At 44.9% G+C, this 684-nt stretch carries 1 protein-coding gene; it reads right to left on the reverse strand.

Annotated features, from left to right (window positions below; all coding sequences use genetic code 11):
* Positions 1 to 684: hypothetical protein (locus KEM10_RS23920; RefSeq protein WP_212220961.1), on the reverse strand; the 684-nt coding region annotated here is incomplete at both ends.

Consider the following 684-nt stretch of genomic DNA (forward strand, 5'->3'; position numbering starts at 1 on the left):
CACGGCTTGGTTCAGGAACAGGAGGGTTTTATTAATCAGCTCCGCTTTGTCAAGGCATAAGCCAACGATGTTTGCAATCTTGGCTACATCTTGTAATTCCCATGTCATTAGGGCATCGGATAGCTTTTTGATAATCTCAGCTTTCTTACGGTCTTCGGGTGTGTTGGCTGTACCGATGTCGGTAATCTCAACATTAGTTTCAGGGAGCTGAGTTGATTCTTCCTCGGTATCATCAAGCATTCCCAAAGCTCCTTTGAGTTCTTCGGCTGATAGCCCTAATAATTCTGCTGTTTTGGGACTGTTGGTAAGCAAGCGTGAACCAATACCTACCAATGCACCTGTGGCAACTCGCTTCATCACTTCATTGGGAGCATATCCGGCAAGACGGCTTTCAAGGTCTGTCTTATCGGTTTTCAGTTCCCTGTTTTCGCTTTGGTAGCGGTCTTTTTCGGCACGTAGTTCTGCATTTTCGTTGCGTAAGCGCTCATACTTTTCTTCCAAGGTATTGTAGCGTGTCTCGAACTTAAAATCATCCAGCTGCTTTTGGTAGCTGATACGCTCAACCTCTTTGTTGTTGCCCGATAAGGCGTTAAACACACCAAACAGACCGTCAAGCTTAGATTTTACAGCAGGGTTATCTCCTGAAAATAATCCTAACAAGGAATCCAGTTCTCCCAATCCATT

This window comes from Carboxylicivirga linearis, assembly GCF_018271995.1.
GTDB lineage: Bacteria > Bacteroidota > Bacteroidia > Bacteroidales > Marinilabiliaceae > Carboxylicivirga > Carboxylicivirga linearis.